Annotated in this window: 3 protein-coding genes and 2 pseudogenes; 1 reads left to right on the forward strand and 4 read right to left on the reverse strand. The window is 72.2% G+C overall.

Going from position 1 to position 2,416, the window contains the following annotated elements; translation table 11 throughout:
• Positions 1–410: pseudogene (locus tag VOI19_RS18140) on the forward strand (hypothetical protein); the annotation flags it as partial.
• Positions 411–439: 29 nt separating this feature from the next.
• On the opposite strand, the gene VOI19_RS19385 reads toward VOI19_RS18140, so the two are convergent.
• From VOI19_RS19385 to VOI19_RS18155, 4 genes and pseudogenes are all read right to left on the reverse strand, one after another.
• Positions 440–736, reverse strand: coding sequence for a hypothetical protein (locus VOI19_RS19385; RefSeq protein ID WP_416366405.1), 297 nt, complete (start codon positions 734–736; stop codon positions 440–442).
• Positions 737–784: 48 nt separating this feature from the next.
• Positions 785–1,268 (reverse strand): annotated as a pseudogene (locus tag VOI19_RS19390) (MBL fold metallo-hydrolase); the annotation flags it as partial.
• Positions 1,268–2,167 carry an NUDIX hydrolase gene (locus VOI19_RS18150; RefSeq protein WP_323794345.1) on the reverse strand — a complete coding sequence of 300 codons (900 nt, stop codon included), beginning with the start codon at positions 2,165–2,167 and terminating at the stop codon, positions 1,268–1,270. The pseudogene VOI19_RS19390 and the gene VOI19_RS18150, both read right to left, overlap by 1 nt.
• Positions 2,164–2,416, reverse strand: a 253-nt coding sequence (locus VOI19_RS18155; protein ID WP_323794346.1) for a RidA family protein, incomplete at its 5' end; no start/stop codon positions are given. The genes VOI19_RS18150 and VOI19_RS18155, both read right to left, overlap by 4 nt.

Consider the following 2,416-nt stretch of genomic DNA (forward strand, 5'->3'; position numbering starts at 1 on the left):
TCGAGGCCGTGCTCGCCGACGTCGCCTTGGGCACGTGCTCGGTGCTGGAGCGCGGCTACCTCAGCGAGGTGGCCCGGCCACACGGGCTCCCGACCGGCATCCTGCAGGCGCCTCAGCTCACCGCGAGCGGCGCCGTGCTGCGCGACGTCGCCCTGCCCGAGCTGGAGCTGTTCGTCGAGCTCGACGGCCGCATCTTCCACTCGGACCCCGCCGACCGCGCGCGGGATCTCGAGCGCGATCTCGACGCTGCCTCGGAGCAGGCGGCCCTGACCGTGCGACTCGGCTACGTGCAGGTGTTCGGCCGGGCCTGCACGACGGCGATCAAGCTCGCCCGCATCATGCACGCCCGCGGCTGGGACGGCGAACCGCACGACTGTCCACAGTGCGGTGGTCCTGATCAACCTGCTTGATCAGATCCACCGCGTAGTGGCCGGAGGTCTCAGCCGTGCTCGGCGAGGTAGGCCAGCTGGGCGCGCACCGACCACTCGGCCGGCACCCAGAGCGACTCGTCGACGTCGGCGTAGACGATCTCGACGACCTTGCGCGGCAGCTCCTCCATCGCCAGCCCGTCGACGTGCGGCCGGGCGTCGAGCTGCGCGAGGGCGTCGCGCACCTGGTCGAGGCGTGAGCGGCGGTGGGCGAGGTAGTAGTCGAGGACGCCGCGAGCGTCGGCCAGCACCGGGCCGTGGGCCGGCCAGATCGCGTCGACCTCGCCCGCGGTGACGAGCGACCGCATCCGCTCGATCGAGTCGAAGTAGGGCCCGAGCTGGCCGTCGGGGTAGGCGACCACGGTCGTGCCCCGCCCGAGCACCATGTCGCCCGACAGCAGGACCCGCTCCTCGGGCAGCAGCAACGAGATCGAGTCGGCCGTGTGTCCCGGGGTCGTGACCACCTTGATCGTGAGCCCGCCGACGTCGATGACCTCGTCGTCGACCAGCGGGTGCGCCGACGCAGTAGTCGGAGTCCAGCGCCCGTACGACGCACCCCTTGCGCTCGGCGAGCGCCGCGGCGACCTCGGAGTGGTCGTAGTGGTGATGGGTGAGCAGGATCAGCCCGACCTCACCGGTGACCTCGTCGACGAGGTCGAGGTGGCCGTCCTCGATCGGGCCCGGATCGACCACCACCGAGACCGACGACCCGGGCTCGCGCAGCAGCCAGGTGTTGGTGCCGTCGAGGGTCATCATCCCGGGGTTGGGGGCGAGCAGGCACTCACCGCGCGCCCCGAAGGTCCCCCCTGCCCAGGCGGCCTGACCAGCCTCGCCCGACATCAGCGGTGCCGTCCGGCCGCCAGTGACCGCAGCCGGTCGGGCATCGAGAGGGTGAACCCGTCGCCGAGCGGCTCGACGGTGGGCGTGAACATCTCGATCCGGCGTTCGGCGGCCGCAGCCAGCACCGCGTCGCGGGAGTCGAAGGAGGCGATCTCGAGCGAGGTCAGGTAGGTCGGCGGCATCATCGCCAGCTCACCCGACTCGGCCTGGGTCGCGGCCGCGAGCGCGGGCAGCCACGTCACCGACGACGACTCGGTCGAGACGTCGCGGGTGCGCTGGCCCTCGGGCAGCTTGGCGACGAAGAACCAGGTCTCGTAGCGCTTGGGCTCGAAGACCGGCGTCAGCCAGCCGTCCCAGGCGCCGAGCAGGTCGGTGCGCAGCACCAGGCCGCGGCGGTTGAGGAAGTCGGTCAGCGAGAGCTCGCGCGACTCCAGCGCGACCCGGTCGGCCTCCCAGTCGTCACCCGTGGTGTCGGCGACGACCTCGTCGTCGACGTCACCGATGCCGTCGGCACCGATCGGGCCGGCCAGCAGGACACCGGACTCCTCGAAGGTCTCGCGGACGGCGGCGCACACCAGCGCCCGCGCGAGGTGCTCCTCGCAGCCGAGCCTCTCGGCCCACTCGGCCGGCGACGGGCCGGCCCAGGACACCTCGGCGTCGAAGTCGCGCTGGTCGACCCCTCCGCCCGGGAAGACGGCCATGCCGGCGGCGAAGTCCATCGAGACCTGACGGCGCAGGTAGTAGACCTCCGGGCCCTCACCGTCGGTGTCGGCCTCGGCCAGCAGGATCACGGTCGCGGCCTGGCGCGGCACGACCGCGGTGCGAGTGCCGTCGGCGTACTCGCCGGCGATCCCGACCACCGACTCGGGCAGCGGGACCGGCGGCAGCGGGATCTTCACACCTCGACCAGCAGCTCGATCTCGACCGGCGCGTCAAGGGGCAGCACGGCCACCCCCACCGCCGAGCGAGCGTGGATGCCGGCATCGCCGAAGACCTCGCCGAGCAGCTCGGAGGCGCCGTTGGCGACTCCCGGCTGACCGGTGAAGTCGGGCGTCGAGGCCACGAAGACGACGACCTTCACGATCCGCTTGATCGCGGCCAGGTCACCGACCTCGGCCTTGATCGCGGCGATCGCGTTGAGCACGCAC

This window comes from Nocardioides sp., assembly GCF_034670285.1.
In the GTDB taxonomy this organism is placed as follows: Bacteria; Actinomycetota; Actinomycetes; order Propionibacteriales; family Nocardioidaceae; genus Nocardioides.

Excerpts from the sequence above, each read along its gene's own strand:
- VOI19_RS19385 (WP_416366405.1), bottom strand. The coding sequence starts at position 736 with ATGCGGTCGCTCGTCACCGCGGGCGAGGTCGACGCGATCTGGCCGGCC.